The 24,690-nt window shown below is 73.0% G+C and carries 19 protein-coding genes; 6 read left to right on the top strand and 13 right to left on the bottom strand.

Going from position 1 to position 24,690, the window contains the following annotated elements; all coding sequences use genetic code 11:
• The 5 genes from ACZ4N4_RS19370 to ACZ4N4_RS19350 form a co-directional block, all read right to left on the bottom strand.
• Nucleotides 1-1,071 (bottom strand): phosphotransferase enzyme family protein, encoded by a 1,071-nt coding sequence (locus tag ACZ4N4_RS19370; RefSeq protein WP_467590174.1) that lies wholly within the window; start codon nt 1,069-1,071, stop codon nt 1-3.
• Nucleotides 1,068-1,829: an ABC transporter ATP-binding protein gene (locus ACZ4N4_RS19365; RefSeq protein WP_450757857.1), complete on the bottom strand. Its 762-nt coding sequence runs from the start codon at nt 1,827-1,829 to the stop codon at nt 1,068-1,070. Before ACZ4N4_RS19365 ends, ACZ4N4_RS19370 begins: the two co-directional genes overlap by 4 nt.
• Nucleotides 1,826-2,581 (bottom strand): ABC transporter permease, encoded by a 756-nt coding sequence (locus ACZ4N4_RS19360; protein WP_467590170.1) that lies wholly within the window; start codon nt 2,579-2,581, stop codon nt 1,826-1,828. The genes ACZ4N4_RS19365 and ACZ4N4_RS19360 overlap by 4 nt, the downstream gene beginning before the upstream one ends.
• Nucleotides 2,582-2,586: 5 nt before the next feature.
• Nucleotides 2,587-3,624: an ABC transporter substrate-binding protein gene (locus tag ACZ4N4_RS19355; protein WP_467590167.1), complete on the bottom strand. Its 1,038-nt coding sequence runs from the start codon at nt 3,622-3,624 to the stop codon at nt 2,587-2,589.
• 116 nt (nt 3,625-3,740) lie between these two features.
• Complete coding sequence (locus tag ACZ4N4_RS19350) at nt 3,741-4,661, bottom strand: ABC transporter substrate-binding protein (protein WP_467590164.1); 921 nt, start codon at nt 4,659-4,661, stop codon at nt 3,741-3,743.
• 411 nt (nt 4,662-5,072) lie between these two features.
• Here ACZ4N4_RS19350 and ACZ4N4_RS19345 point away from each other — a divergent pair, with 411 nt between their 5' ends.
• Nucleotides 5,073-5,921, top strand: a complete 849-nt coding sequence (locus ACZ4N4_RS19345; protein WP_467590161.1) for a sulfurtransferase — start codon at nt 5,073-5,075, stop codon at nt 5,919-5,921.
• A gap of 239 nt (nt 5,922-6,160) precedes the next feature.
• Here ACZ4N4_RS19345 and absR1 read toward each other — a convergent pair whose 3' ends face one another.
• Nucleotides 6,161-7,240: a beta-glucuronidase AbsR1 gene (gene absR1, locus ACZ4N4_RS19340; protein ID WP_453568012.1), complete on the bottom strand. Its 1,080-nt coding sequence runs from the start codon at nt 7,238-7,240 to the stop codon at nt 6,161-6,163.
• Between the two features lie 94 nt (nt 7,241-7,334).
• Here absR1 and ACZ4N4_RS19335 point away from each other — a divergent pair, with 94 nt between their 5' ends.
• Nucleotides 7,335-9,062 carry a LuxR family transcriptional regulator AbsR2 gene (locus ACZ4N4_RS19335; protein ID WP_467590158.1) on the top strand — a complete coding sequence of 576 codons (1,728 nt, stop codon included), beginning with the start codon at nt 7,335-7,337 and terminating at the stop codon, nt 9,060-9,062.
• A 116-nt stretch (nt 9,063-9,178) separates the two neighbouring features.
• Here the strand turns inward: ACZ4N4_RS19335 and ACZ4N4_RS19330 are convergent, their stop codons facing one another.
• Nucleotides 9,179-11,743 (bottom strand): CHAT domain-containing protein, encoded by a 2,565-nt coding sequence (locus ACZ4N4_RS19330; protein WP_453568121.1) that lies wholly within the window; start codon nt 11,741-11,743, stop codon nt 9,179-9,181.
• Nucleotides 11,744-11,895: 152 nt separating this feature from the next.
• Here ACZ4N4_RS19330 and ACZ4N4_RS19325 point away from each other — a divergent pair, with 152 nt between their 5' ends.
• The 3 genes from ACZ4N4_RS19325 to ACZ4N4_RS19315 are packed head-to-tail and all read left to right on the top strand — an operon-like array spanning nt 11,896 to nt 14,446.
• Nucleotides 11,896-13,335 (top strand): S8/S53 family peptidase, encoded by a 1,440-nt coding sequence (locus ACZ4N4_RS19325; protein WP_467590155.1) that lies wholly within the window; start codon nt 11,896-11,898, stop codon nt 13,333-13,335.
• 35 nt (nt 13,336-13,370) lie between these two features.
• Entirely contained in the window at nt 13,371-13,970 is a 600-nt protein-coding gene (locus ACZ4N4_RS19320; RefSeq protein WP_453568018.1) for an RNA polymerase sigma factor, read from the top strand.
• Complete coding sequence (locus ACZ4N4_RS19315; RefSeq protein WP_453568020.1) at nt 13,967-14,446, top strand: hypothetical protein; 480 nt, start codon at nt 13,967-13,969, stop codon at nt 14,444-14,446. The genes ACZ4N4_RS19320 and ACZ4N4_RS19315 overlap by 4 nt, the downstream gene beginning before the upstream one ends.
• Before the next feature lie 13 nt (nt 14,447-14,459).
• On the opposite strand, the gene ACZ4N4_RS19310 is transcribed toward ACZ4N4_RS19315, so the two are convergent.
• The 5 genes from ACZ4N4_RS19310 to ACZ4N4_RS19290 form a co-directional block, all read right to left on the bottom strand.
• The gene (locus tag ACZ4N4_RS19310) at nt 14,460-15,683 is read right to left on the bottom strand and encodes a cytochrome P450 (RefSeq protein ID WP_467590656.1); all 1,224 of its coding nucleotides are present in this window, start codon (nt 15,681-15,683) and stop codon (nt 14,460-14,462) included.
• Nucleotides 15,684-15,816: 133 nt separating this feature from the next.
• Nucleotides 15,817-16,608 (bottom strand): N-formylglutamate amidohydrolase, encoded by a 792-nt coding sequence (locus tag ACZ4N4_RS19305; protein WP_467590152.1) that lies wholly within the window; start codon nt 16,606-16,608, stop codon nt 15,817-15,819.
• 47 nt (nt 16,609-16,655) lie between these two features.
• Nucleotides 16,656-17,768, bottom strand: coding sequence for a homoserine O-acetyltransferase MetX (gene metX, locus ACZ4N4_RS19300; RefSeq protein ID WP_467590149.1), 1,113 nt, complete (start codon nt 17,766-17,768; stop codon nt 16,656-16,658).
• A 41-nt stretch (nt 17,769-17,809) separates the two neighbouring features.
• Nucleotides 17,810-19,174, bottom strand: a complete 1,365-nt coding sequence (locus ACZ4N4_RS19295) for a bifunctional o-acetylhomoserine/o-acetylserine sulfhydrylase (RefSeq protein ID WP_467590146.1) — start codon at nt 19,172-19,174, stop codon at nt 17,810-17,812.
• Between the two features lie 361 nt (nt 19,175-19,535).
• Nucleotides 19,536-21,752, bottom strand: a complete 2,217-nt coding sequence (locus tag ACZ4N4_RS19290) for an NADP-dependent isocitrate dehydrogenase (RefSeq protein WP_453568023.1) — start codon at nt 21,750-21,752, stop codon at nt 19,536-19,538.
• 203 nt (nt 21,753-21,955) lie between these two features.
• On the opposite strand from ACZ4N4_RS19290, the gene ACZ4N4_RS19285 reads away from it, so the two are divergent.
• Nucleotides 21,956-23,539, top strand: a complete 1,584-nt coding sequence (locus ACZ4N4_RS19285) for a M1 family metallopeptidase (RefSeq protein WP_467590141.1) — start codon at nt 21,956-21,958, stop codon at nt 23,537-23,539.
• Between the two features lie 17 nt (nt 23,540-23,556).
• On the opposite strand, the gene ACZ4N4_RS19280 is transcribed toward ACZ4N4_RS19285, so the two are convergent.
• Nucleotides 23,557-24,648 carry a mechanosensitive ion channel family protein gene (locus tag ACZ4N4_RS19280; protein WP_453568027.1) on the bottom strand — a complete coding sequence of 364 codons (1,092 nt, stop codon included), beginning with the start codon at nt 24,646-24,648 and terminating at the stop codon, nt 23,557-23,559.
• Nucleotides 24,649-24,690: the final 42 nt, after the last annotated feature.

Here is a 24,690-nt window from a genome sequence, read left to right as displayed (position 1 = left end):
TCACACCTGCGCGGCCACCAGCTCCAGCAGCCGGCGGCCCGCCCGTCCCGAGAACCACTCGGCATGGCCGACGTAGTACTCGTACGCCAGCCGGGCGTTCTCCCGTGACCGGGTGACCCCGTGGAAGTAGTCCAGCTCGGACAGGGCGAACTCGGCGTGCACGAGCGGCAGAAGGGCGGGCAGGGCCGCCGACTCGGCGGCGGTGAGCGGGCGTACCGACCGGTATCCGTGCAGCAGCTCGATCGCGTGCTTCTCCTGGACCGGGCGGTCGGGGTCCAGCCACTGCACGATGTTGCGCTCCAGGGCCGTGGCCAGGTCGTGCACCGCGGTGGTCCGGTCGCTCATCCCGAAGTCCAGGACCGTGGCGACCTCACCGTCCTCGTCCCACAGCAGGTTGGAGGCGTGCCAGTCGTTGTGGGTCCACAGGGGGGTGAGACCCGGCAGGTGCGGGGCCAGGCGCTCGTGGAGCGGGAGCAGCACGCGGCGGGTGTCCTCGTGCCAGGTAAAGTCCGCCAACGCCTCTGCCAGCCGGGGCCGTTCGGACGTGTACTCGTTCAGCGCGGCCCAGGGGTCCGGGGCCGCGAACACCGTGAACGAGGCGACCAGCGGCTGCGGTGAGCGGCGCGGTGCGGTGAAGCCCTCCGCCCACAGGTGCAGTCGGGCCAGTGCCTCGCCCGCCGCCCGGGCATGGGCCGTACCGCGGAACGGCGACCAGGACAGCGCGTCCCGGTACAGGTCCGTGCCGGTCCCGGTGGAGTGGACCTCGTACGTCCACTCGCCGCGCTCCACCAGGTCCAGGACCTCCACCACCGGCGCCCCGCGCTCCCGCAGATGGCGCAGGAAGGCGTGCTCCTCCGCCAGGCCCCGCGGGGTGCGGACGGAGACATGGTGGCGTTTCACGAACAGCCGCCGCCCGTCCCGTTCCACCACGGCGGCCGCCGACAGCGGTCGCGGACTGCGCCACACCACCCGGGCGGGACCGGTGACGGCGGTGACCTCGGTGTCGGTCAGCGCCGGCCAGTCCGGCTCGACCGGCTCGGTGCCCAGACCATGGGCGAGATGCGAAGTCACGGCGTTCTCACCGCCGTCGTGCCGCGCAGGGAGTCCAGGATCCGGCGTTCCGTCGCCGCGAACCCGGGCGCCGTGAAGTCGTCGGCGCCGCGCGGACGGGGCAGCGGGACCTCCACCCGGTCGACCACCGTGGCCGGGCGCGGGGACAGGACGTGGACGGTGTCGGCGAGCAGCACCGACTCCCGGATGTCATGGGTGACCAGGACGACCGTCCAGCGGTGGCGCTGCCACATGCCGGCCAGCCACAGCTGCATCTCGGTGCGGGTCAGCGAGTCCAGCGCGCCGAACGGCTCGTCAAGGAGCAGCACCGGCCGCTCCAGAACCACCGTGCGCAGCAGCGCGGCCCGCTGCCGCATGCCGCCGCTGAGCTGCGAGGGATACGCCTGCTGGAAGCCGTCGAGGCCGAAGTCGGCGAAGAGCGCACCGGCCCGCGCCCGCGCCTCCTTCTTCCGCACGCCCTGCGCCTCCAGGCCCAGCGCGGTGTTGTCGAGGACCGTCCGCCAGGGGAACAGCAGGTCCTTCTGCGGCATGTAGGCGACCTTGCCGGATTCCACCCCGGCCGGCTCGCCCTCCACCAGCACCCGTCCGGAGGTCGGCCGGTCGAGCCCCGACACCAGGTTGAACAGCGTGCTCTTGCCGCTGCCGCTGGGCCCGATGACGGCGGCGAACTCGCCGGGCTGCACGGTGAGTTCGAGATCGCGCAGGACGTCGAGGTCCCCGAACGACTTGCTCACCCGCTCGACACGGAGACCGCTCATGGCCGCCGCTCCTTCCGTTCCCAGGGCAGCACCAGCCGCTGCAGCAGATACGTGGCCCCGAACAGGGCGATGCTCAGCGCGGCCGTCACCGCCACCGCCGCGAAGACGAGGTCGGTCCGGAACGCGCTCTTCTGGGCCTGCATGTAGATACCGAGCCCCGACTCGGCGCCCGCGTACTCGGCGAACACCGCGCCGACCACGGCGTAGGTGATGCTCACCCGCAGTCCCGCGAAGAAGTACGGCACCGCGCTCGGCACCCGCACCAGCCGAAACGCCCGCCACCGCCCGGCGCCGAGCGAGCGCAGCAGCCGCATGGCCTCCCGGTCGGTCGCCGCGAAGCCCGCGGCCAGGTTGGCGGCCAGCGGGAAGAACGTCGTCAGCGTCACCACCAGCATCTTCGGCAGCAGCCCGAAGCCGAACCAGATGATCAGCAGGGGCGCCACGGCGACGATCGGGATCGTCTGCGAGGCGACAAGGAGCGGGTACAGGCCCCGGCGGGCGGCGGCGGAGAAGTCGAGCAGCACGGCCACCAGCCAGGCCGCCGCGAACGACAGCGCGAAGCCGAGCAGGGTCTCCTGGAGGGTGGGCAGCGTCTGGTCCCACAGGTCCTGGCGGTTCGTCCAGCCCTGCCCGGCCACCCGGGCGGGGGAGGGCAGTGTGGTCGGGTCGACGCCGGCCGCCGTCACATACAGCTGCCAGCCGCCGACGACCACGGCGAGCACCAGCAGGGGCGGCCACAACGACCGCAGCACGGACCTCACTTGGTGTCCGGGAGGTAGGCTTCGGTGAAGAACGTCGAGGTGTCCGGCGCCTTCGTGAGCTTCTTGCCGTTCGCGTCGACGAGCAGTCCGGCGCCGTACTCGAAGTCGGCGAAGGCCTTCCAGCGCGCGGCGCTCTGGGTGCCGGTGGAGCCGTCGGCGCCCTTGTAGTACTCCTTGGCCAGCAGCTGCGAACTCTCCTTCACCAGCTTGGTGTTGGTGAGCACGCTCTTGTTGGCGGCGATGAGCAGGTCGGCCGCCTGGTCGGGGTTCCCGGCCGCGTAGCGGTAGCCCTTGTCGACGGCGGCCAGGAACTTCTTCGCCACCGCCGGGTTCTTCTTCAGGAACTGGTCGGAGGACGCGATCAGTGTCGAGTAGATCGCCGGGAAACCGTAGTCGGAGAGCTGGAAGTCCTTCAGCGGCTTCCCGCTGAGCTTCGCCTCCAGCCCCTCCCAGGTGGGCATCGGCATCGCGAAGTCCGCCCTGCCCGCGTACAGCGCGGCGTACGCCGAGGTGTTGAGGGTGACCTGCTTGAAGTCGCCCCTGCCGCCCGCGTTCTTGATCACCTTCTGGAGGAGCGGCTTCTCATAGGGGGCCCCGAACCCCGCGTACGTCTTGCCGTCCAGGTCCTTGGGCGAGGTGATGTCGGAGCGGTCGGCGCGCACCGAGACGGTCACGTCCGTCTTCTGCGTGACGGCGTAGACGGAGGTGATGTCCTGCCCGGCGGCGCGGGCCGTGGTGACACCCTCCTGGTAGGAGATGCCGAAGTCGGCCTTGTGGTTGGCGATCAGGGTCTCCGGCGCGGTCGAGCCGTAGGGGATGATCTTCAGGTTGATCCCGGCGTCCCTGAACCAGCCCTTGGCCTGGGCGACGTAGATGCCGGTGTGGTTGGTGTTGGGGGTCCAGTCCAGGGCCAGGGTGACGGTGGTGGTGCCGTCCTTGGCGGCGGCCGAGGAGTCGGCATCGGCCGAGCAGGCGGTGGTGACGGCGAACAGTGTCGTGGCGGCCAGGGCCGACAGCGCGGTGCGGCGGAGCATGCTGGAGGGTCCTTCGTACGGGGAGGGGAGTCGGGCGGCGGAGCGGGGCGGTCAGGCCCGACACAGCGCGCTGTCCACCCGCTTGAAGTCGACGGCGAGCCGCCGGGTGAGCAGGGTCATGCGGTCACGTCCAGCAGGCTGTTGGTGAAGGACCGGTTCCAGTCGTGGTCGTGCGCGATGGCACCGTTCTCGGCGAGCCAGTGCGCGTACGGGCCCATGCGGTCCTCGTCGATCACGCCCCAGCGCCCCTGCGGGTCGGTCCACGTGGGTGCGATCAGGGCGAGGGAGCGGGCGATGAGCGGGCGGGGGAAGTACGGGATGACCCGCTCCAGCAACTCCAGGGTGGCGTCGGGCTCCCCGGCCGCGGTGGTGTATCCGCGGGCCGTCACGGTCAGGAAGTCCCGTACCAGGGACGGCTGCTCGTCACGCAGCCGCTCGCTCGTGCCGAGCAGGTAGCTGTGGTAGCGGGGCGCGCCGATCTCGTCGACCGGCCAGGTCAGGCGCCGCCGCTCGGGCAGGTCGCCGCGCAGGGCGTCCCAGGACCAGTAGTTGCCGAAGGTCGCGTCCGCCTCGCCCGCCTCGATGTCGTCCACGGTCAGCTCACGGGCTCCCGCGTCGACCGTGATCACCGTGTCCGGGTCGCCGCCGTCCGCCGCCACCAGGTGGCGGACCATGGCCCGCCCGCGCGGGGTCGGGTTGAAGGCGAGCCGGCGGCCGGCCAGGTCGCGGGGGCGGCTGATGCCGGTCGAGGTCGTGGTCTGGATCGCCTCCAGGCCACGGTGGTTGACGGCGGCGACCGCGACCAGCGGCTGGCCGAGCGCCGCCCGGCGGGCGAGCAGCCGGTTCGGCGGGAAGATCCCGAAGTCCACCTCGCCCCGGGCCAGGTACTCCAGGGTGTCCCCGCGCCCCGGATCCTGCACCACGAGTTCGACGTCCAGCCCCGCGGCCGCGTACCAGCGACGGGCACGGGCGACGTAGAGACCGGCTGAATTCGGCCATGGATGGAAATAGTCGAGCATGACCCGTATGTGCGGCATGGGGGTACTCCGAAGGCGGTGCGCACAGGCGCGAGGGGGTGAGCGGGATGCGGGGAAGGCGGCGGTCAGCGGGACCGGCGACACCAGGTGCGAGAACAGCAGACGCGACGACAACAGGAGCGGGCAGCGCGGTGGGGCACCGGGGACTGCGGCTCTACTGCTGTGGACACGGGTACTCCTACGCGGGGCGCAAAGCGCTTCTGATGCGGTCGGCGTCCCCATGGGGACCGTGCCCGCCATCGCGGCACACGGATCCCAGACGCCCTCTCAGCCCGGTCGGGGAGGGGCTCCCGCGTAGATGGCCGAAACCATAACCGCAGCTCCCGTGTGCCGCGCAAGCCGCGTCCGATATGTGGGACGCCACTGCCCATTCAGTGAGACACCCTGGTCACGGGCGTACGATCGGCCGCCATGACCACCCTGCTCCCCGGCCCCCTGGTCGACGACACCTGGCTCGCGACCCACCTGGACGACCCGCGGCTGGTCGTCCTCGACGCCACCGCGCTGCTGCCCTCCCCGCGCCACGACGGCGACCACCGCTCCGCCTCCGGCCGCGCCGGCTGGGCCGAGCGCCATGTCCCCGGCTCCCGCCATGCCGACCTCACCGGGGACCTCTCCGACCCCGGCGCGCCCTACCACTTCGCCGTTCCGGCCCCGGACGCGCTGGCCGCGGCGCTGGCCCGGCTGGGTGTGGGGGAGGGGACCGAGGTCGTCGCCTACGACACCGGCGGTGGTATCTGGGCCGCCCGGCTGTGGTGGATGCTGCGCGCCGTCTCGGTACCGGCCGCGGTGCTGGGCGGCGGCCTGGCCGCGTGGGAAACGGCGGGGCGTCCGGTGGCCACGGGCGACGGCGTCCCCGAGGCTGCCGCCGTACCGGTGACGCCGGTGCCGCGGGCCGAACTCTGGTCGGACATCGAGGAGGTGGCGGCGATCAGCAGGGGGGAGCGGCCGGGGGTGCTGGTGTGCGCGTTGCCCTCCGGGGGGTACGCCGGATCCGTGCCGACGCGTTACAGCCGGCGGGGTCATATCCCGGGGAGCTTCAGTATTCCCGGTCGGGGGCTGCCGCCCGCCGAACTCGACGCGAGGGTGCGGGAGTTGGGTGACGCCTCGCCGGTGGTCCTCTACTGCGGCGGGGGGATCTCGGCGGCCGGGGCGGCGCTTGCGCTCACACTGCTGGGCCGTGAGGACGTGTCCGTGTACGACGGTTCACTTGAGGAGTGGTCCAAGGACCCCTCGCGCCCGCTCGAGTTGGGCGGCTAGTGGGCGGAATGGTCCGGTGCGCTGCCGGGTGCGGGTATGTGGGGGCTGGTCGCGCCCACGCGGCGAGCCGCACATCAGATCCAGCCCCGCGCCCCTGAAGTGGGCCGCCCCGAAATGAGTTCCCAGGCACCGGCGCTGCCGCGCGGACGTCTCCCTCCCCCGAAGGTGGCGTCCGCGCGGCTGCTTCCCCCGGCGCCGGACTCTGGGTCCGACCTCCGCGTCACGGCCCTGTGCCGGTGTCACCAGCACATGACCGCTGTCTCCCCCGACCCCCACGTGGAATGGAGACGGACGCGGACGAAGTAGCGTCGGCCCTTGACGAGCCGGACCCTGATCCCGGTGTTGTGCGGGGTGCCCCCGTCGTCGTGGCCGGTGAGGTAGCGCGGTTCCCCGTCGCGCTCCTCGAAGACCACGACCACGGAGTCGCTCTCTCCGAAGGTGCCCACGCGGTACACGCGGGTCTCCGGCGGCTCCACGGCGAAGTCCGCCTGCTCGCCCGGGCCGAGGCCGAGCGGCGCCGAGCGGAACGGCAGCAGCGCGGCCGGGCCGTCGGCGGGCGGGTACCAGCGGAGCACGAACTCCTTGTCGGCCGGGGACAGCGAACCCGGCGGGTACAGACCGTTGTGGTACTGCTCCGGCTCCAGGACCAGCCCCGGGCCGAAGGGGAACTGCATCACGGACTGCGGGTCCCACACCGGGCCGTTGGCCTCGGCCGGGTCCAGCTTCCGCAGGATGTTGAAGTCCGTCCGGTCCCGGCTCCAGTGGTTCGGCGGGCCGGCGAGGTCGGTGTAGACCGCCTCGTCGTCCCAGTGGACCCCGGCGAACGGGCTCTGGTGCTCGTGCCGCATCCCGAGCGCGTGTCCGATCTCGTGCAGGGCCGTCCAGCGGCCGCCGGCCTCGGTCAGGTCCCAGCCCAGGTTCATGGTGCGCTCGCCCGCGCCCACCGAGAGCGCGTCCCGGCCGACCGCCGACCAGGAGCCGTCGCCCAGCTGGAAGCCGATCCGCAACTCGGCCTCGCGCCGGTCCGGGACCTCGGCGAACGTCACCCCGATGCCGAGGTCCTGCCACTCCCGGAAGCACTCGCGCACCACGTCCCGCTGTTCCTTGGCGCCGGCCCACGGCACCCGGCGGGTCTCCCCGGTCCCCGGGACCGGGATCACCGAGGCGTCGTTGTCGGCGTCGAAGAAGTAGTAGTGCAGGACGGTGCCGTTGACCCACATCAGCCGCCCGCCGATCAGCGCGCCGAGCCGCTCGGTGGCCAGCCCCGGGGCGAACGCCGGGACCGACTGCCGCGGAAGCGAGCAGTAGCGTCGGGTCATGCGCCCAGACTGCCGTTCCCCCCGGCCGGCCGCCTGAGTCGGGAGCTACTCAAGTCCCCCTGTATCAGGGCTGAGTAACGCGACTCATACTCACGTGACGAGTTACGAACAGGATGCGCGGACCCTCGAACCGCCCTGGCCGTTCACCGGCCGGGAGGACGAGCTGGAGCTGGTCAGGCGGTCGCTGGGGATCGGCCGGCAGGGTGTCGTGGTGACCGGGCCGGCCGGCGGCGGCAAGACCCGGCTGATCACGGAGGCCGTGCGGGGCACCGACTGCGTCCGAGTGACCGGCACCCCGGAGACCTCCGCCCTCCCCTTCGCGGCGTTCGCGCACCTGCTCCCCGGCCGGCTCTCGCTGCCCGCGGCGATCCAGCATCTCCTGGGGGTACGGCTCCTCGTCGTCGACGACGCCCACCTCCTCGACGAGGCCTCGGCCGCCCTCGTCCACCAGCTCGCCGTGCACGGCCGCACCCGGCTCGTGGTGGCCGCCGACGACCCGGCGCCCGTCCCCGGCGCGGTCTCCCGGCTGTGGACCGGCGAACTCCTCACCCGTCTCGCCCTGGAGCCGCTGCCGTACGACGAGACCGCCCAACTGATCGCCGGCGGCACTCTGGAGCCGCTCACCGTGCGCCGGCTGCACCGGGTGTGCCGGGGCGATCTGCGGCTGCTGCGGGACCTGCTCGGCGCGCTGCGCGAATCCGGTGCGCTGACCCGGGCGCCGGAGACCGCCGAGTGGGCCTGGCGCGGCCCGCTGCCGCTCACCGCGACCGTGCGGGACCGGATCAGGCCCCTCCTGGACCGTCCGGACCCCGGTGAGCGCGACACCCTCGAACGCCTCGCCTTCGCCGAGCCCTTGCCGCCGCATCTCGACGACGGCCTCGACCTCGGCATCCTCGAACGGCTGGAGAGCGACGGCCTGATCCATGTCGACGACCGGGGCGCGGTCCGCCTCGCCCACCCGCTGCACGGCCCCGCGCTGCGCGCCCGCGCGGGCCGGCTCCGGGCCCGCCGCCTGGCCCGCACCCCCAGCCAGTGCGAACCCGCCCTGAAGGACGAGCAGGAACAACTCGCGGAACGTGTCGACCACTTGGACGTACGGGAGGTGCCGGCCCCGGTGGGGGAGTGGCTGGCCGCGGGAGGCCTGCCCGTACCGGCCGGGTACGCGGCCGTGCGTGCCCGGTACTCGCGGCTTCGGGGGGAGCTGCGAGAGGCGGCGGCGTGGGCGAGGGAGGGACTGCGGACGGCGCCGGGCGACGCCTCCTGCCGTACCGAACTCGCCCGCGCCGCCGCCGAGTCGGGAGAAGCTGCCGTAGTGCGCGGGGACGGGGGTCTCGCGCACTACGGCGCAGTACGGCTGGGGGAGCCGACGGCGGCCGCCGGGCGGTTGGACGGCGTCCTCGCCCGGCACGCGGAGGCCCTCGCGCGGGGCGACGGGAGCGCCCTGGACCGGGCCGGCGAGGCGCTGGCCGAACGCGGTCTGCTGCTGTTCGCGGCGGAGGCGCACGCCCAGGCGGTCCGCGCGCACCGCGACCCGCGGGCCGCCCGGATGTCCCGCACCCGTGCCGTCGCCCTCGCCCGCCGCTGCCAGGGCGCCCGCACCCCGGCCCTGTCCGGTCTGGTCCTCGGTGAACTCACCGCCCGGCAGCGGCAGATCGTCACGCTCGCCGCGGCCGGTCTCAGCAACCGCCAGATCGCCGAGCGGCTGACCCTGTCCGTGCGGACGGTGGGCAACCACCTCTACAGCGCGTACACCCGCCTCGGCGCGAGCGACCGGGCGGCACTGCCGTGGCTGGTGGAGCAGCCAGAGCGGAAGACGGCGTGACGCCGCAGCGCCGAAAGGCTGCGGGGAACTGCGCGACCGGCCACGACGGCGCCGCACCCCGACGACGGTCCTTCGCGGCGCCCCCACCGAGCCGCAGCCGACGTGGCTCGGTCCGCTCAGGCCGCCCCGAAGGCCGCGAACGCCCAGCCCGTCGCCTGGTGGACCGCGTCGCCCGGCAGGGCGGTCCGGGCATCGCGGAGTGCTTCCGCCAGCGACAGGCCGGCGCCCAGGCCCTTGTGCAGGGCCAGCATCAGCGGGACCACGGCCGCGTCGTTGACCGGCGCGCTGCTCGCCACCACGCCGGCCGTGCCCAGCGGCAGCAACGCCGTGACCAGGCCGAGGAGTTCGTCGGCGCCGACCGAGGCGAGGCGGGCGGTGTCGCAGCTGGAGAGGATGATCCGGTAGGGGCTGCGGGTCAGGCGCTCGAAGTCGTGGACGATCAGCGGGCCGTCGGCCATGCGCAGCGAGGAGAAGAGCGGGCTGTCGGCGCGGAAGGTGCCGTGCGCCGCGATGTGCGCCAGCGCCGCCCCGTCCAACTCGCGCAGAACCAGCGGAACCTGGGCCTCCGTGTGTTCGAGGATCCGTGCCGTCGCGTACCGCCCCGCCACCTCGGGCACCTCCGCGCCGCCGGTCGCCAGCCCCGGCCCGCGGACCAGCACATGGCGGCCGCCCGGCGGCGGCTCGGTCTCCCGGGCCCGCAGCCAGCTCCCCGCCGACGGTGACACGCTGAGCACCCGCTCCCGCAGCGAGGGCAGCAGGGCCCACGGCACCCGGTGCAGCGCCCCCGGCGGGACGATCACCACCGGCCCCGAGCCGAGCTGGTCCGCCGCCGCGCCCAGCAACAGCTCCTCCAGCCGCCGCCCGGCCGCCTCCACCACCGCGAGCCGCCTCTCCGCCCCCGGATGCGCGAGCCGCCGCAGCCCCGCCTGGACGTGCTCCGCCTCGGCGACCGCCTCCGCCAGCAGGCCGCCCGCGAAGCGCCGTACCCGGCCCTGTCCGCACAGCAGGATGTGCACCCGCCCGTCCAGCACGGCGAGTTCGACCAGGCGGGCGTCGCCGAGCCGGTCGAGCAGCCGGGCCGGGTCGAAGCGGTCGCCACCGCCGGGCGCGTCACCGTGGATGTGGTGGGTGCGGGAGCGGATCTCCCTTTCCAGACGGCGCTGTTCGCGCTCCAGGGCGGGCACCGGACGGCCCTGCCTGCGGGCGTCCTCCGCTCGGGACGCGATCTCACGGAACGCGGTGAGGGAGGTGAGCAGGGCCGGGTCGGCGGGCGGCCGGGTCGGGGGAGTGGACAGGACCGTGGCCCGCCAGCGTTCGCTCCACTCCAGGAGCCGGCGCGGTCCGCCGTGCGCCAGGCTCGCCTGCTGGGCCAGCGCGGCCAGCTCCGCGCCCTGTGCGGTGGCCCGGGCCCGCAACTCCGAGGCACCCAGAGTCATCCGGTGGTCGTCCAGGACGTCCAGGCCGCGCCGGCAGGCCTCCAGCACGCCCCGCCGCGAACCGGCCGCCCGGGCGCGCAGCGCCTGTGCCGCCCAACCGGTCATCCGGGCCAGCGGCGGTCCGCCGTGCCGGCTGCGCGCCGCCACCGCCAGATGCCGTTCCGCGTCCGCCGTCCAGCCCAGCGCCAGCGCGATCCGCCCCGCGAGCAGCGAGGCCTCCGGCGCGGCCGGCGCCCCGAAGGACGCCAGCTGGTCGGCGACCGCCGCCGCGTCCTGCACCAGCCGTCCCGAAGCGGCACCGCCCGCCACCCGCGCCTCGATCAGCACCAGCCGGGCATGCGTCTCCCACCAGCTGCGCCGCTGCCCCGAGAAGAGCCGCACGGCGACGGCGGCACGGGCGATCGCGGTCCCCGCGTCCCCCGCCGAACGCGCGGCCCGGGCGGCGGCCAGCAGCAGCTCGGCCTTGCGGGTGGACTGCCCGCCGAGCCGGTCCAGCGCCGCGATGGCCGCGTCCGCCTCGGCCAGCGCCTCGGGCGCGAGCCCGGCCGCCATCAGCACCTCGCAGCGCCGGATGTACAGCATGAACGTCGGTGTGCCCAGCTCGGCGTACCGCTCCTCGGCCTCGGCGAGCAGCCGCAGCGCCGCCGGGATGTCGCCGGCCCGGAACGCGGCCAGGCCCCGGCTCTCCACCGCGTCCGCCTTGTCGTGCTCCTGGCCCGTCGTCTCCCACAGCAGCTCCGCCGCCGTGAAGTCCGCGTCCGCCCGGTCCACCGCGCCGAGGGCCAGATGCACCGTGGCCCGGAGCGTCAGCGCCCGGGCCGTCCAGATGACGTCGTCGGCCTGCCGCAGCACCGGTATCGCCCGCCGTACGTCCTCCAGGGCCTCCTTGTGCCGGCCCAGCACCCACCAGACGTACGCCCTCCGGTACAGCACCCGGGCCCGGGTGTGCCCGCTGCCCCGCGCGACCCCGCGCTCGAACGCGGCCAGTCCCTCCCGGGTGCGCCCCGCGTGCACCAGCGCGACCCCGAGCGTGGCGAGGACGTCCGCCTCCCGCTCCGCCGAGTCCGCGCGCGCCGCGAAGTCCCGGGCGCGCCGCAGATGGTCGAGGGCGACGCCGAGATCCCCGAAGTCCCGTTGCCAGATGCCGATGACCTGGTGGGCGATGGACGCGTCCAGCGGCGACGGATCGGACCGAAGGACCCGCTCCGCCCGTGCCAGGGCCTCGCCGGGGGCGGCGAACACCATCGGCAGAAGTTCCGTAACCGATTCGCTTCGCGCAGTCACCCCTCGGATGGTAGTGGCCTGGGCATACATGCCCCACTGGTTTGGCGCTGTATCAGGCGGCAGGCGCGAGACTCTGACTGAAGAACGCCGTTTCCGGGGGAGGACGACAGGCCATGGCACCTCAGCGATTCCACGAGCAGTTCGATCAGATCCAACGCTCCATGCCGGACGTTCCGCTGGCGATGGGGCCGGACGACTCCGCCGAGTTCTTCTACGAGAAGGGGGTCGTCCTCGCCCGCGACGGTGAGGAGGCGCGGGCCGTCGAGGACACCGTGCGCGCCCACTTCACCGCCACCACCGGCCTGGTCGCCGACGGGGTGCGCCGGGCGGGCCCGGAGACCAACCGCACCGGAATCACCCGCATCCAGGTCGGCGACCCGAACCACGGCGACCGGACCGGCGACCGTGCGGTCGGCCACGCGCTGCGCGCGCTGCGGGAGGCGGAGGGCCGCGCCGGACGCCGACTGGTCAGCCGCAACCACGTCGTGTCCACCACGGTCAACGCCTGCAACCCCGCCGAGCCGCTCCCCGCCCTGCTCACCCAGACGCCCAACCCGCAGCCGGTGGAAGGCGCCTACGACCCCGACACCGCCGTCGGCGTCCTGGTGATCGACACCGGTCTGGTGCACGACTACCGCGGCTACCCGCTCCTCGACCGCGTCCAGGGCGACCCGCAGCTGACCGAGACGGACGCCGACGGCATCCTCCAGCAGTACGTCGGCCACGGCACCTTCATCGCCGGACTCGTCGCGGCCCTCGCCCCCAACACCGACATCACGGTCACCAACACCCTCAACGACGCGGGCGCCATCCTGGAGTCGGAGTTCGGCGCGAAGCTCTTCGAGGCGGTCGACCGGCACGGGTGGCCGGATGTCATCAGCCTCTCCGCGGGCACCCCGAACGGCAGCACCGACGGACTGCTCGGCGCCGAGAGCTTCATGCAGGCCCTGCTCGACCAGCCCGGCACCCTGCTGGTCGCCGCCGCCGGCAACAACGGCAGCGCCACCCCGTTCTGGCCCGCCGCCTACGCCGGCCTGCCCGGCTACGAGAACGCGGTCCTCTCGGTCGGCGCGCTGCGCAGCGACGGCGAGTACGGCGCCTGCTTCACCAACCACGGCGGCTGGGTCAAGGTCTACGCCCCCGGCGAGCAACTCACCAGCTCCCTGGCCGGCTTCGCCGCGCCCGTGCCGTACGTGTACCAGCACACCACCTACGAGGCCTGCCGGTTCGGCTTCACCTACGCCTGCACCTGCCAGTACCCGCGCCACACCGGCGTGTTGACCGACACCGGGACCACCGGCCCCGGCAAACCGGATCAAGTGATGTTCGAAGGGTTCGCACAGTGGAGCGGAACGTCGTTCGCCACCCCCGTCGCCGCCGGCCTCGTCGCCGCCCGGATGACCGCGCACAAGGAGTCCGACCCGCGCGCCGCGCGCACCCGGCTGCTGGAGAGCAGCACGGATTACGCCGAGGTGCGCGGGGCCCATGTGCCGGCGCTCCGCCCGGCGAGCTGGCAGCCGGTCCCGGTCGTACGGCTGGCTCCTGGGGCCTGAGTTCCGGAACACTCCCGTCCACGGCGTACCATGACTTGCCGTACACGAGGGGTGGGACCGTGGACCGAGCAGAGGTCGGCGCGTTGGTCCAGTCCGCCGTCGACGGCGACGCGGCGGCCTGGAAGGCGCTCGTGGAAGGGCTGAGCCCACTGGTGTGGTCCGTGGTGCGCGCGCATCGGCTCTCCGACGCCGACGGGCACGAGGTGTACCAGACCGTGTGGTTCCGCTTCGCCCAGCACCTGGGCCGGATCCGGGAACCCGACAAGGCGGGCTCCTGGCTGGCCAGCACGGCACGCAACGAGTGTCTGAAGGTGATCCGCGGGCTGACCCGGCTGCTGCCGACCGACGATCCGCAGGTCCTGGACCGGGTCAGCGAGGTCCGTACGCCCGAGCAGTCCCTGATCGACGCGGAGGACCAGGCGGACGAGGCCGAACGGATCCGTCTGCTGTGGCAGGAGTTCGAGGAACTCGGCGACCGGTGCAGGCAGTTGCTGCGGGTCCTGATGACCTCGCCGCCGCCCAGCTATGTCGAGGTGTCCGTGGCGCTGGGCATCGCGGTGGGCAGCATCGGCCCGCTGCGCCAGCGCTGTCTGCGCCGGCTGCGGGCCCGGCTCGACGCGAGGGGTGCGGTATGAGCGACGACGGTTTCCCGGTGGAGGAGGACCTCGACGGCACCGAGTTCGACGCGGACCTCCTGGAGGAGGAGCTGCGCCAGGCGGCCGCGGTCCTCGACCCGCTCCCGGCCGGGCTGCTCCAACTGGCCATGGACGCCTATGTGCTGCACGACCTGGAGGCCCGGGTCGCCGAGCTGACCTTCGACTCCCTGGTCGACGCCATCCCGGTCAGGGGGGCCGAGGCGCCGCCCCGGATGCTGACCTTCCAGGCGGGCGATCTGACGGTGGACATCGAGGTCACCGACGAGGGGCTGCTGGGCCAGGTGCTGCCCCCGCAGTCCGCGCGGATCGAGGTGCTCGGCGGTCCGGCGGCGGCGCGCCCGCTCACGGCCGACGGCATGGGCCGGTTCGCCAGTGACACCCCGCCCGCCGGCCCGTTCGCGCTCCGGCTGCGGACCGGCGGGGACGTGATCGTCACGGAGTGGCTGCGGGCCTGAGTCCGGCTCCGTCTCACCAGGTGACGGGCAGGGTCAGCGGCCCCCGGATCATCGTCCTGCGGCGCCACTGCACGTCCTCGGCCGGCACCGCGAGCCGCAGCCCCGGCAGCCGGTCGAGCAGGGTGTCGACCAGCAGTTCGGTCTGCAGCCGGGCGAGGACCGCGCCGGTGCAGTAGTGCGGGCCGTTGCCGAAGGCGAGATGCGGGTTGGGCTCGCGGTCCGGGACGATACCGTCCGGGTCAGGGAAGACGTCCGGGTCGCGGTTGGCGGCGAGATAGGAGACGTACACCGGATCGCCGGCCGCGATCCGGGTGCCGTCGCCCAGCTCGACGTCCTCCAGGGCGATCCGGGCCAGCCCGACCGTGCTGCGGTGCGGGATCCAGCGCAGCAGCTCGTCCAGCACCGGCCCGCGCTGCACCTCCGGGTCCCGCAGCCGCGCCATCAGCTCCGGGCGAGTGAGCATCAGGTACAGCATCTGACCGCAGTTGTGGGTGACCGCCTCACCGCCGATCTGCAGCGGACCGGCCAGCCCGACGGCCTCCTCCTCACCGATCTCGCCCCGGGCCACCGCGCCCCCGAGCAGTGCGTACACGTCGTCGCCCGGGCCGCCGGCCCGCGCGCGTACCGTCTCGGTGATCCACCCGTACAGTCCCTGCTTGGCCCGGTCGGCGGCCTCGGCGCCGCCGGAGGTGGAGATGATCTGCCGGGTCCAGGCGTGCACCCGCTCCCGGTCGGCGTCCGGCACCCCCATCACCTCGCTGACCACGGTGATCGGGAACGGCTCGAGGACCCGCCCGATCAGATCGGCGGGCGGCCCCTCGCGCACCACCCCGTCGACGACTTCGTCGAGGATCTCCTGGGCCCGGGGCCGCAGCCGCTTCATCGCACCGACCGTGAAGGCACCGGCGACCGGCTTGCGCAGCCGGTTGTGGTCGGGCTGGTCGGCCCAGGCCAGCGAGCCGGGACGGGGCGCGAAGTGCGGGGCGAGCCGGGTCACCTGGCGCCGGGTGACCTCGGTACGGCTGAACCTCGGGTCGTTGGTGACGGTCCGGACGTCCTCGTACCGGGTGGCGAGCCACGCCCAGCCCTCACCGAACGGCAACCGGATCCGCGTCACCGGCGCCTCCCGCATCAGCGCGGCGAGGATCGGGTCGAACTCGGTCCCCTCCAGGTCGTACGGGTGCCAGTCCCGTACCGGCGGCGCCGCCGGGCAGACGGCCGGAGCCGGCTCCGCCATCGGGGGCGGGGCCGGTTCCGTCGTCGTGAGCTCGGCCGGCTCCGTGGTCGTGGGCGCGGTCATCTCCGTGGTCATGCCTCCACGGTCGTACGGCCCTCACCTCGTGTCCTGCGGGAATGCTCCAGCCGGAGGGTCAGCGGCCGACGGAGTCCACCAGCGCGGCAAGTGCGGTGGCGAGCCGCTCGGCACCCGCCCCCGCCGGACCGCCCGGCTCCGTCATGTAGAGGTCCCGCCGGATCTCGATCATCAGGGCGCCGACCCGAGCGTCAAACCCGTAGAACTCCAGCGGCACGTAGGCCCCGCCGAACGGGCTGTCCAGCCCCGTCTCCCCGCACCCCGCGAAGGCCTCGCGCGCCGCCTCCGTGAGCTCGGCGGGGGTGTGGAAGCCGTCCGTGCCCAGACACACCGGCGGCCGCGGCCCCGTCCCGTGCAGCTCGTAGGGCAGCGCCCGGCTCGGATAGGAGTGCACGTCGATCACCACGGCCCGTCCGGTCGCCGCCAGCCGCCCGGCGACCGCTTCCGTCATCGCCCGGGCGTACGGGCGGAAGTACCGCTCGACCAACGGCCCGGGATCGAACGGCTCGTCCCGCAGCACACCCCGGTGCGTGGTCCGCGTGTACACGGCCCCCATCCCGACGGCGAGCATCTCCTCCCGCTCGTCCGGGAACCGCTCCGGATCCACCACCAGCCGGGACAGCCGGTTGACGAACCGCCAGGGCGTCACCCCGGCCAGCCCGGCCGCCGCCTCCGCGAGTTCGGCCGTGTGCGCGTCCGTGATGTGGTCCAGCTCCCGCTCCAGCGCGGCGTCGTCGAGCACGATGTCCGCGCGCACTCCGGCCGGGACCGCCCGCGCGGAGTGCGGCACGTGCAGGATCACGGGCGACGCGGCGGCGCCGGGCAGCAGTTGGTACGACGGCTCGGACACGGGCGGCTCCCGGGGCGTGGTCGGTGACGGGGTGCGGGACCACGGTGTCACACCGACGACGGGCCCAGCAGCTCCCGGATCAGGCCGCCCACCTGTCCGGTCTCGATCAGGAAGCCGTCGTGCCCGTACGGCGACTCGACCAGCCGGAGCCCGTCGGCCCCGGGGATCAGCGCGGCCAGCTCGGCCTGCTGGGCCGGGGGATAGAGACGGTCGGAGTCCACGCCCGCCACCAGGGTGCGGGCCGTGACCCGGCCGAGTGCGGCGCGCAGCCCGCCCCGGTCGCGGCCGGCGTCATGAGCGTTCATCGCCTCCGACAGGACGACGTAACTCCCCGCGTCGAAGCGCCGGGTCAACTTGTCGGCGTGATGGTCGAGGTACGACTCGACCTGGTAGCGCCCGCCGTCGAAGGGGTTCTCGGCGCCCTGTGGTGCGCGGCCGAAGCGGACCGCGAGTTCGGGCTCGCTGCGGTAGGTGACATGGGCGATGCGGCGGGCCAGACCCAGGCCGGTGTGCGGGGCGCGGCCGGTGCCGTGGTAGTGGCCGCCCTGCCAGCCGGGGTCGGCGCGGATGGCGGTGAGCTGGGCGTTCGCCCAGGCGATCTGCTCCGCGCCGGCCGCCGCCGTGGTGGCGAGCAGCAGCAGCGCACCGACCCGCTCCGGGTACGACACCGCCCACTCCAGGGCCCGCATCCCGCCCATCGACCCGCCGGCCACCAGCGCCCAGCGCCCGATGCCCAGGGCGTCGGCCAGCCCGGCCTCGGCGGCGACCTGGTCCCGCTGGGTCAGGAAGGGGAACGCACCGCCCCAGGGTCCGCGCCCGTCGGCGCGCAGGGAGGACGGTCCCGTACTGCCCCGGCAGCCGCCCAGGACGTTCGGGGCGACGACGAACCAGCGGTCGGTGTCCAGCGCCAGGCCCGGCCCGACCACGCCCTCCCACCAGCCCGGGGTCGGGTGCCCCGGCCCGGCCGGCCCGGCCACATGACTGTCACCGGTGAGCGCGTGCAGCACGAGCACCGCGTTGCCGGCGTCGGGTGCCAGCCGGCCCCAGGTCTCGAACGCCAGCCGTACCCCCGGCAGTTCGCCGCCCGCTTCCAGGAGCAGCGGCTTCTCCGCCGCGTACCACTGCCGGCGGCCCGGCGGATCCCCCTCCCGCCAGGCCACCGCGGCCGGCGGGAGGGGAGCCTCTGGAGGCGGTGCGGCGTTCAGGACGCGGCGCCCTTCGCGGCGCGGAAACCGGCCTCCAGGTCGGCCTTGAGATCGGCGAGGTTCTCGATGCCGACGGACAGCCGCACCAGGCCCGGAGTGGTCCCGGTCGCCGCCAGCTGCTCCTCGTCCAGCTGGCTGTGGGTGGTGGACGCCGGATGGATGATCAGGCTGCGGACGTCACCGATGTTGGCGAGGTGGCTGAAGAGCTCGACGGCGTCCACGAACCGCTTGCCCGCCTCGATCCCGTCCCGGAGCTCGAAGGAGACGATCGCCCCCGCGCCGCGGGGCAGATACCGCTGCCCCGCCTCGTACCAGCGGCTGGAGGGCAGGCCCGGATAGTGCACGGCGGCGACCTCGTCGCGCTGCTCCAGCCACTCGGCCAGGGCCAGGGCGTTGGCCGAGTGCCGCTCCAGCCGCAGGCTCAGCGTCTCCACGCCCTGCAGCAGCAGGAACGCCGAGTGCGGGGAGAGCGCCGGGCCGAGGTCGCGCAGCAGCTGCACCCGCAGCTTGATCGCGTACGCGCCCGGGCCGAGCGCCGGCCAGTACTGCAGGCCGTGGTAGCTGGGGTCGGGCGCGGTGAAGTCGGGGAAGCGGTCGGAGTGCGCACCGAAGTCGAAGCTGCCGCCGTCGACCACGACGCCCGCGATGGCCGTGCCGTGCCCGCCGAGGAACTTGGTCGCCGAGTGCACCACGATGTCCGCGCCGTGTTCGAGGGGCCGCAGCAGATACGGGGTCGGAACCGTGTTGTCCACGATCAGCGGCACGCCCGCCGCGTGCGCCACGTCCGCGACCGCCCGCACGTCGAGCACGTTGCCACGCGGGTTGCCCAGCGTCTCCGCGAACAGCGCCTTGGTGTTCCGGCGGACGGCCGCCCGCCAGGCCTCCGGGTCGTCCGGGTCGTCCACGAAGGACACCTCGATGCCGAACTTCGGCAGCGTGTGCCGGAACAGGTTGTAGGTGCCGCCGTACAGGGACGTGCTCGACACGATGTGGTCGCCGGCCGCCGCCAGCGTCAGGAGCGCCAGGGTCTCGGCGGCCTGCCCGGACGACAGCGCCACCGCCGCGACCCCGCCCTCCAGGGCGGCGATCCGCTGCTCGAAGACGTCCTGGGTGGGATTGTGGATGCGGGTGTAGATGTTGCCGGGCTCGGCCAGGGCGAACAGATCGGCGGCGTGCTGGGTGTCGCGGAACACGAACGACGTCGTCTGGTAGATCGGCGTCGCCCGGGCCCCGGTCGCCGGGTCCGGGACGGCCCCGGCGTGGACCTGCCGGGTCTCGAACGACCAGGCCGAGGTGTCCGGCCCGGCGGGCGGCTCCTCGGGCGTGTGACCGGCGGTGACGGAGTCGATGGGCTGGCTCATGGTGCTGCTCCTCGTGCGGGAAGGCAGGACGGCGTGCGCGTGCGGGCACGCGTCGGCAGAACGGGGCAGAGCGAGGGAAGGGCCGGAGCGGAGCGTCAGCTCTCGGCGCGACACCCTGTGGTGGTGACACGCACATGATCGACATGGCGTCGGGTCACAAGCACCGTCATGTGACGAGCGAACCACAGCGGGTCACGGCGGGCCAGCCGCCTGCCGCACCCGACATGCAGACTTCACGAACGACATACGCACGTCACGAGGGGCGGACATGGCTCCGCCCCGGCGGGCGGGCTGCCTGCCGGGGCGGAGACGTCAGTCAGGAACCCTCAGCGGGTCCTCGGGGCCGGGCCGGGGTGCCGGCTCAGAGGGACGCGAGCGCCGCGTTCCAGGTGGCCGACGGGCGCATGACCGCGTCCGCCTTGGCCTTGTCGGGCTGGTAGTAGCCGCCGATGTCGGCCGGGGAGCCCTGGACGGCGAGCAGCTCCTCGACGATCTGCCGCTCGTTCGCGGTCAGCGTCTCGGCCAGCGGCGCGAACGCCTTGGCGAGTTCGGCGTCGTCCGTCTGCCGGGCCAGCTCCTGCGCCCAGTACAGGGACAGGTAGAAGTGGCTGCCGCGGTTGTCGATGCCGCCGACGCGACGGGTCGGGGACTTGTCCTCGTTGAGGAAGGTCGCCGTGGCGCGGTCGAGGGTGTCGGCGAGCACCTTGGCGCGGGCGTTGCCGGTGGCCGTGGCGTACTGCTCGAAGGACGGGACCAGGGCGAAGAACTCACCGAGGGAGTCCCAGCGCAGGTAGTTCTCCTTGACCAGCTGCTGGACGTGCTTCGGCGCGCTGCCGCCGGCGCCCGTCTCGAACAGGCCGCCGCCCGCCATCAGCGGGACGACCGAGAGCATCTTGGCGCTGGTGCCCAGCTCCAGGATCGGGAAGAGGTCGGTCAGGTAGTCACGGAGCACGTTGCCGGTGACGGAGATGGTGTTCTCGCCGCGGCGGATGCGCTCCACCGACAGCTTGGTGGCCTCGACCGGCGCCAGGATCCTGATGTCCAGGCCCTCGGTGTCGTGCTCCGAAAGGTACTGGTTGACCTTGGCGATCAGCTGCGCGTCGTGCGCACGGCCCTCGTCCAGCCAGAACACGGCCGGGTCGCCGGTGGCGCGGGCGCGGGTGACGGCCAGCTTCACCCAGTCCTTGATCGGCGCGTCCTTGGTCTGGCAGGCGCGGAAGATGTCACCGGCGGCGACCGGCTGCTCGATCACGACGTTGCCGGCCGCGTCGACCAGGCGGACCGTGCCGGCGGTGGCGATCTCGAAGGTCTTGTCGTGGGAGCCGTACTCCTCGGCCTTCTGCGCCATCAGGCCCACGTTCGGGACCGACCCCATGGTGGACGGGTCGAAGGCGCCGTTGGCCCGGCAGTCCTCGATCACGGCCTGGTAGACACCGGCGTAGGAGGAGTCCGGGATGACCGCGAGGGTGTCGGCCTCCTGGCCGTCCGGGCCCCACATGTGGCCGGAGGTGCGGATCATGGCCGGCATCGAGGCGTCGATGATGACGTCGGAGGGCACGTGCAGGTTGGTGATGCCCTTGTCGGAGTCGACCATCGCCAGGGCCGGGCCCTCGGCGATCTCGGCGTCGAAGGAGGCCTTGATCTCGGCGCCCTCGGGCAGGTTGTCCAGGCCCTTGAGGATGCCGCCGAGGCCGTCGTTGGCGCTGAGGCCGGCCGCCTTGAGGGTCTGGCCGTACTTCGCGAACGTCTTCGGGAAGAAGACACGCACCACGTGACCGAAGATGATCGGGTCGGAGACCTTCATCATCGTGGCCTTGAGGTGCACGGAGAACAGGACGCCCTCCTGCTTGGCGCGGGCGATCTGCGCGGCCAGGAAGTCGTTGAGCTGGGCGACGTGCAGCACCGAGGCGTCGACGACCTCGCCCGCCAGGACCGGTACGGAGTCCTTGAGCACGGTGGTGGTGCCGTCCTCGGCGACCAGCTCGATCTTCAGGGCGCCGGCCTCGGAGATCACCACGGACTTCTCGGTGGAGCGGAAGTCGTTCTCGCCCATGGTGGTCACGTTGGTCCTGGACTCGGAGGTCCAGGCACCCATGCGGTGCGGGTGGGTCTTGGCGTAGTTCTTCACCGAGGCGGGGGCGCGGCGGTCCGAGTTGCCCTCACGCAGGACCGGGTTCACGGCGGAACCCTTGATCTTGTCGTAGCGGGCGCGGATCTCGCGCTCCTCGTCGGTCTTCGGGTCGTCCGGGTAGTCCGGCAGCGCGTAGCCCTTGCCCTGGAGCTCGGCGACGGCGGCCTTCAGCTGCGGGATCGACGCCGAGATGTTCGGCAGCTTGACGATGTTGGCCTCGGGCGTCTTGGCCAGGTCGCCCAGCTCGGCCAGGGCGTCCGGGATGCGCTGGTCCTCGTTCAGGTACTCCGGGAAGTGGGCGATGATGCGCCCGGCCAGCGAGATGTCGCGGATGTCCACGGCGACACCGGCCTGCGAGGCATACGCCTGGATCACCGGCAGGAACGAGTGCGTCGCCAGGGCCGGGGCCTCGTCTGTGTAGGTGTAGATGATGGTCGAGTCAGTCACCGGGTGCTCCGCTCCACGTCTGCAACATTGCTCGACATCAAGATATCTCGTGAACGACCCGGGCTCGACAGGGGTCCGCGACTCGGAAGATCCGTTTGTCATACGACAGGCAACCGGATCGGTCAAAAGGGTGGTCATGACAAGCGAGCCACCATCGACCGGCGGCCGGACCGACCACCCGGCCGCCCGAGCGAAAGCGGACCATGAGAAATCGCACCAGAGTGACGGCCCCGGCGGCCGCCCTGCTCGGCACGGCGACCGTACTGGCCACGGGGGCCCCGGCCTTCGCGCGTCCCTTCTCCGCGGGGGAGAAAAGCGGCGACGCGGGGGCCGGGGGCAAGACGCCCGCCCCAGGCCCGGAGACCCTGGGCGACCCTGTCTACCCGGACCTCGGCAACGACGGCTACCGGGTCCTCGCCTACGACCTCGACCTCGCCTACGACGCCACGACCCGCCTGGTCGACGGCACCGCGACGCTGCGCGTCCGCACCACGCGGAACCTGTCCCGCCTCTCCCTGGACGCGCTGGGCCTCGACATACGCACCGTGCGCGTCGACGGCCGGAGCGCCGCCTTCGAGCAGGCCGGCGAGAAGCTGCGGATCACCCCGGCCCGCCCGCTCCGGGAGGACGACCACGTCACCGTGTGCGTGGCGTACGGCGCCGATCCGCGCCGCACCCTCCCGCACACCGCCTGGGTGGCCACCCCGGACGGCTTCGCCGTCTGCCCGCAGCCGAACTCCGCGCACACCGTCTTCCCGTGCAACGACCACCCCTCGGACAAGGCGGACTTCACCTTCCGCATCACCGTCCCGAGCGGCCTGCGCGGCGTCGCGAACGGCCTGCTCACCCGCACCGAGAGCCTCCCCGGCGACCGGACCGCGTACGCGTACCGCTCCCGCGCGCCGATCGCCACGGAACTCGTCCAGATCACCGTCGGCGACTACGTCGTGAAGGACCGGCAGGGCCCGCACGGCCTGCCGCTGCGGGACGTCGTCCCCGTCGCCCGGGCCGCCGCCCTGGAACCGGCGCTCGCCCTCACCGCGGGCCAGGTGGCGTGGCTGGAGGACCGGCTCGGCGTCGCCTTCCCGTTCGAGACGTACGGCCTGCTGCCCTGCAACTCCGACGACCCGAACGCCTTCGACTTCACAGGGCTGGAGACCCAGACCCTCACCCTCTACAAGCCGAACTTCCTGCTCCAGGAGGAGGCGAAGATCGGCTCGCACATGATGCACGAGCTGGTCCACTCCTGGTTCGGCAACCTGGTCTCCCCCGCCACCTGGGCCGACCTCTGGCTGAACGAGGGCCACGCCGACTTCTACGGGCTGCTCTACCGCTACGAACGCGGCTGGCCGGACTCCCTGGGCATGACCACCATGGAGGCCCGGATGAAGGACACCTACGCCCGCGGCGACCAGTGGCGCCACGACTCGGGGCCGGTGGCCGCCCCGAACGCGGTGAATCTCTTCGACAGCCAGCGCTACCTCGGCGGCGTCCTGACGCTGTACGCCTTCCGCGAGCTGGTCGGCGAGGACGTCTTCCACCAGGTCGAGCGCACCTTCCTGGACCGCTTCCGGCGCCGCTCGGCATCGACGGAGGACTACATGGCCGTCGCCACCGAGGTCTCCGGCCAGGACCAGTCGGGCTTCCTGCGCGACTGGCTCTACGGCACCACGACCCCGCGGATGCCCGGCCACCCCGACTGGACGGTCACCCCGGTGACCCCGTCGGCGGCCACCCCGCACAGCCTGCGCGGCGGCCACCACCACGACAACTCCGCCACGCTGTAGGCGCGAGGGGCAGGGGGCTAGTCGGTGTGCGGCAGGCCCGACGGCAGGTCGTCCGGGACGCGCTGCTGCGGGATCACCACGGCCCCCTGCTGGAGCGCCACCGTGCGGGTCGGGGCGGGGATGCGGATGCCCTCCTCGCGGTAGCGGCGGTGCAGGCGCTTGATGAACTCGTGCTTGATCCGGAACTGGTCGCTGAACTCGCCGACGCCCAGGATCACCGTGAACCCGATCCGCGAGTCGCCGAAGGTGTGGAAGCGGATGGCCGGTTCGTGCTCCGGGACCGCGCCGGTGATCTCGGTCATGATCTCGGCGATGACCTCCTGCGTGACCCGCTCGACCTGGTCCAGGTCGCTGTCGTAGCTCACGCCCACCTGCACCAGGATCGTCAACTGCTGCTCGGGACGCGTGTAGTTGGTCATGTTCGTCTTCGCCAGCTGGCCGTTGGGGATGACCACCAGGTTGTTGGAGAGCTGACGGACGGTCGTCTGCCGCCAGTTGATGTCCACGACGTAGCCCTCCTCGCCGCTGCTCAGCTGGATGTAGTCGCCCGGCTGCACGGTCTTGGAGGCGAGGATGTGGATGCCCGCGAAGAGGTTGGCCAGGGTGTCCTGGAGTGCGAGCGCGACCGCGAGACCGCCCACGCCCAGGGCGGTGAGCAGGGGCGCTATGGAGATGCCCAGCGTCTGGAGCACCACCAGGAAGCCGATCGCCAGGACCAGCACCCGGGTGATGTTCACGAAGATCGTGGCCGAACCGGCGACCCCGGAGCGGGACTGGGTGACCGATTGCACCAGTCCGGCGATCACCCGCGCCGCCGAGACCGTCACCGCGAAGATGAGCAGCACCTTCAGGCACTGGTCGGTGTGGTGCTGGACCGTTCTCGTCAGCGGCAGCACCGCCGCGGCGGCCGCCGCGCCGCCCGAGAGCGCCGCCCACGGGACCACCGTGCGCAGCGCGTCCACGATGACGTCGTCACCGCTCCAGCGGGTCCGCTTCGCGTGCCTGGCCAGCCAGCGCAGCATGCCGCGGGACAGAAAGGCCAGCAACAGGCCGGCCGCCAGGGCGATGCCGGCCAGGACCAGGTCATCGACGGTGAGCGCTCGGTTCACCGGTTACCTCCCATTCGATTGTGCAACCGCTCATCCTGCCGT

The sequence above is a fragment of the Streptomyces sp. NPDC026538 genome (assembly GCF_055567535.1).
Note: the sequence above shows the minus strand (reverse complement) of the source record. Positions and strands in the feature narration are given on the sequence as shown.